Origin of the sequence: Kribbella sp., assembly GCF_035687465.1 — a bacterium.
In the GTDB taxonomy this organism is placed as follows: Bacteria; Actinomycetota; Actinomycetes; order Propionibacteriales; family Kribbellaceae; genus Kribbella.
Genome location: NZ_DASRXP010000474.1, coordinates 1 through 4,353, shown reverse-complemented (window position 1 = coordinate 4,353; position 4,353 = coordinate 1). Strand labels below are relative to the sequence as shown.

Here is a 4,353-nt window from a genome sequence, read left to right as displayed (position 1 = left end):
GGCCTGTCCATCGTCCGCGAGGTCGTCCGCGGCCACGGCGGCACCGTGGAGATCTCCGACTCCCCACTGGGCGGCGCCCGCTTCGTGGTCAGCCTGCCGGTGAAGGATCCCTCTGTAGCCACTTTGTCAGGCGCGCAGTCGTGACCACGATGGCGAGCCAGGTCACGGCGACGAGCCAGCCGGCCAGCACGTCCGTAGCCCAGTGGTAGCCGAGGTAGATCCGGCTGAGCCCGATGCCGATGCTGAGCAGCAGTGCCGCGGTTCCGACGGCCGCCTTGCCAGTGCGTGACCTGAGACCGACCCAGATCAGACCGGCCAGCATGCCGAGGAACACGGTCGAGTTCAGCGTATGGCCGGAGGGGAACGCGAATCCGGTGTCGACCGGTCCCAGCACGAAGGTGATACCGGGGCGCTTGCGTTCCACCAGTGCCTTGAGCCCGTAGGTCAGCGCGGCCGAGCCTGCCATCGCGAACAGCAGCAGCGCCGGCGCTCGCCAGGATCGGGTCGTGCGGAACAGCAGGTACGCGGCCACCAGCATCAGGACGATCAGGACAGGGACGTCACCGAGGAAGGTGAGACCGCGCGCGAGTGCGGTCAGGGGAGCAGACCTCGCCGCGACGGCGTCACTGGTGAAGTCGGGATCGAAGGCAGCCAGTCCGTCGCCCTCGGTGGCACTGTCAGCCAGTGCAATGACGCCGAGTGTGCCGGTCAGTGTCACGACAGCGCCGGCCATCGGTACGGCGTACCGGGCGACCGTTGACTGCCGTGGTCGCTGGGCGGTCATCGTCATCCCTCAGCCGCCTTCGGTGTCGAGGCGGTAGCCCATCCCGCGGACCGTCTCGATCGCGTGCCGGCCGAAGGGGGCGTCCAGCTTCAGGCGCAGGTAGCGGATGTAGACCTCGACCACGTTCGGGTCGCCGTCGAAGGCCGGGTCCCAGACGCTTTCCAGGATCTCGATCTTGCTGACGGTGTCGCCGCGGTGCCGCATCAGGAACTCCAGCAGGCCGTACTCGCGCGGGGTCAGGACGACCTCCTGGCCGGCTCGCTCGACCCGCCTCCGCGCCGGGTCGAGCGTGAGGTCGCCCGCCACCAGCACCACCGGACGTTCCGGTCCACCGCGGCGGATCAGTGCCCGCAGCCGGGCGACCAGGACCAGGAAGCTGAACGGCTTGGTCAGGTAGTCGTCCGCGCCCAGGTCGAACGCGTCCGTCTGGTCGTACTCGCCGTCCTTGGCCGTCAGCATCAGTACCGGCGTCCAGACACCCTTTTCGCGCAGCCGCTCGAGCACCTTGTACCCGTTCAGCTTCGGCAGCATGATGTCCAGCACGATCACGTCGTAGGCGCTCTCGGTCGCGGCCCAGACCCCGTCCTCGCCGTTGTGCACCACTTCGACCACGAATCCGGCGTCGGTGAGCCCCCGGCGAACCGTGTCGGCCAGCCGGACCTCGTCCTCCACCATCAATACCCGCATGTCCCCAGTGTCGCCGCCGCCCGCTGAGAATCCGCTGAGTGACGTCCCGGAATCCGATCAGGGGCTGGTTCGAAGGCTGGCGAACAGGTCGTCCAGTGGTTCGCCGGGCGGTCGGCCGTGTTCGACGAACCACTCGCGGCCGAGGACCTGGCGGAACAACCACGGTGGGAGTTTCAGCAGGAGGGACAGGGTCCTCGCGCCCTCGTCGGAGCTGGCCTGGCTCGCGTGGGCGGCGAAGGCGAGTCGCTTCGCCTCGGGGTACCGGCGGACGTCGATGCGGTGGGTGAGATCCCGACGGGCCGTGTACGCGGCGTCGTAGTCGGCAGCATGGACATCCGGTAGGACGCCTGGGACGGCCTCGACGAGGCGGATCAGGCGGCGGATCAGGACCCGGTCGATTGTTGCCTCCAGCACCAGACGGGTGCCGGCCAGCTGCGCGGCGTGGAGACCGACGGTGTAGACCTGCCGATGGTCGGGATGGCCGTAGCCCCCGGCCGGGTCGTAGATCGTCAGCGCGTCCGCCCGTTCCTCACGCAGGAGCTCCGCAAGCGGCCCGGCCGCCTCCGCGACCGGTAGCCGGCTGAAGCTGCCTTCCGGGGGTTGCTCCGAACGAGACCAACCGGAATCGGGGAAGCCCATGCGGACCACCCGTGCGCATCCGAGCGCCGCCGCGGAACGCCCCAGTTCGTCGCGGCGATGATCCGCGAGGTGCCCGTCGGCCCGGTACGTCGAGGCCGCGGCACCCGCCTCGCCGTCGGTGGCGACGGCCAGCACCACCCGATGTCCCTCCGCCGCGAGACGCGCCAGGGTGCCGCCCGTCAGCAGCGCCTCGTCGTCGGGGTGCGCGTGGAAGGACACCAGGGTGAACGCCATAGATCGAGGATGGCACGGCGGATGACGGCGCCCGAACCACTCTCAGGGGTCTCTCAGCGGCGAAATTCCACGATGGTCGAAAGTCGCCGATCGCGGAACAGGACGCAGGATGAGAAACGCAGGGTGGACCCGACGGATGGTCACCTCGGTGCTGACGGTCGTCGCCACGGCAGCGCTGCTGGTGTTGCTGCCGCGGGCTGTTGGCACCACCTGGATGACAGTGGGGAGTGTCCTCGGCCGGGTGTCGTTGCCTTGGCTCGGGGCGCTTGCGGTGGTGTGGATCGCGGGGCTCTGGTCGCACTCCTTCGTGCTGGCCGCGTCGCTGCCCGGGCTGACGAAGCGCCGCGGCCTGACCCTCAGCCTGACCGGCAGTGCGGTGTCCAACGTGTTGCCGCTCGGCGGTGCGGCAGGGACAGGGCTGAACTTCGCGATGACGCGTCGCTGGGGATTCACTCCGGGCGCCTTCGGCGGTTTCCTCGCCGTGACGACGCTCCTGAACGTAGTGGCAAAGCTGGGCGTGGTCGCGGTGGCCCTGGCGCTCACCCCGATCCTGCACTCCGCGGGTGCGCTCCCGATCGGACGAACCGGTCTGCTCCTGATCCCGGTCATCGCCGCGTTGGTGGCGGTTGTCTGGGCCTTGGCGAGTGGGTCGGCCGCAGCTGCGGGCGGACGAGGCCTGGATCGCCTGCTCAAGGTGTTCCGGCGCCGGTCGACTTTCGCCACCTCCCTTCCCGAGCTCAGGCACTCGATCCTCCGGGTGTTCCGGACCGGCTGGATCTCGATGACGCTCGGGATGACCGCCTATCTGGTGTTGCAGCTGGCCCTGCTCTGGTTGTGCTTCCAGGTTCTCGGCACGTCGCTCGGCCTCCCCGTGCTGATCACCGGCCTGGCCGTCGAACGGCTGCTGACCCTGATCCCGATCACGCCGGGAGGCGTCGGCGTCGTCGAGGTCGGAACCGCTGCGGCGCTGGTGGCACTCGGGGGTGCGCCCGCGGCCGTCGCGGCCGGGTTGCTCCTGTTCCGCGGATTCACCTTCCTGCTGGAGATTCCGGTGGGCGGCGTGACGCTGGGGATCTGGCTGCTGCGGAACCGTCGCCGTACCGGCGCTGCCGTCGAGGCGACGGCATGAGGGTCGCGCTCGTCAGTGACTGCTATCTGCCGCGGCTCGGTGGGATCGAGATGCACGTCCACGACCTGGCCGTCCAGCTCCAGCGAGCGGGTCACACTGTCACCGTCTTCACCGTTACCGACGCGGCGTCGGAGCTGGGCGACCTCGCGGTGGTCAGACTGCCGGCGATCGGCGGCCTGCCGTTGCCTGTAGCAACAGAACGGTTGCGCCGTGAGCTGCCGAAGCACGACGTCGTCCACGCGCACACCTCGCTGTTCTCGCCGCTGGCCTGGAGTGCCACCAGGATGGCGGCGGAGGTCGATCTCCCGGCGACAATCACGATGCATTCGCTGCCGGCGGCCGGGGGAGTGGCAGTGCCCTGGACGCTGGCCAGGCTCGATCGTGGGTTCGGCCCGCGAGTGCTCTGGACCGCGGTGAGCGAGGTGGTCGCCACCTCGTTGCGGAAGGCGCTGCCGGGGCGGCCGGTCGAGGTTCTCCACAACGGGATCGATCCGTCGCCCTGGCGAGTGCCAGAGCGCCCCGACCATGTCCTGACCGTGGTGAGCACCATGCGGCTCGCTCGCCGCAAGCGACCTGCCGCCTTGCTCCACACTCTGCAGGACATTCGCCGCAAGCTGCCCTCCGAGGTGGCGCTGCGTGCAGTGATCGTCGGCGCGGGCCCGCAGGCGTCGGCGCTGACCCGCATCGTTCGGCAACGGGAGCTGGCCGACTGGGTGGAGATGCCGGGACGCCTCACGCGCTTCGAGATCCAGCAGCTCTATGCGGCAGCAGATGTCTACCTGGCGCCGGCCGAGCTCGAATCGTTCGGAGTGGCCGCGTTGGAGGCGCGTTGTGCGGGGCTCGCCGTGGTCGCGATGGCATCCGGTGGCGTGGGCGAGTT

Annotated in this window: 5 protein-coding genes; 2 read left to right on the top strand and 3 right to left on the bottom strand. The window is 69.5% G+C overall.

The window, feature by feature from the left end:
- Positions 1–88: 88 nt before the first annotated feature.
- Genes VFG33_RS24910 through VFG33_RS24900 form a run of 3 tightly spaced genes read right to left on the bottom strand, consistent with a single transcriptional unit; the run spans position 89 to position 2,344 of the window.
- The gene (locus VFG33_RS24910; protein ID WP_325055368.1) at positions 89–790 is read right to left on the bottom strand and encodes a phosphatase PAP2 family protein; all 702 of its coding nucleotides are present in this window, start codon (positions 788–790) and stop codon (positions 89–91) included.
- 3 nt (positions 791–793) lie between these two features.
- Entirely contained in the window at positions 794–1,471 is a 678-nt protein-coding gene (locus tag VFG33_RS24905) for a response regulator transcription factor (protein WP_325055367.1), read from the bottom strand.
- 57 nt (positions 1,472–1,528) lie between these two features.
- Positions 1,529–2,344 carry a PIG-L deacetylase family protein gene (locus tag VFG33_RS24900; protein WP_325055366.1) on the bottom strand — a complete coding sequence of 272 codons (816 nt, stop codon included), beginning with the start codon at positions 2,342–2,344 and terminating at the stop codon, positions 1,529–1,531.
- 109 nt (positions 2,345–2,453) lie between these two features.
- Between VFG33_RS24900 and VFG33_RS24895 the strand changes: the two genes are divergently transcribed.
- Positions 2,454–3,473: a lysylphosphatidylglycerol synthase domain-containing protein gene (locus VFG33_RS24895; protein ID WP_325055365.1), complete on the top strand. Its 1,020-nt coding sequence runs from the start codon at positions 2,454–2,456 to the stop codon at positions 3,471–3,473.
- A partial coding sequence (locus tag VFG33_RS24890) for a glycosyltransferase (protein WP_325055364.1) occupies positions 3,470–4,353 on the top strand: 884 nt, incomplete at its 3' end. The genes VFG33_RS24895 and VFG33_RS24890, both read left to right, overlap by 4 nt.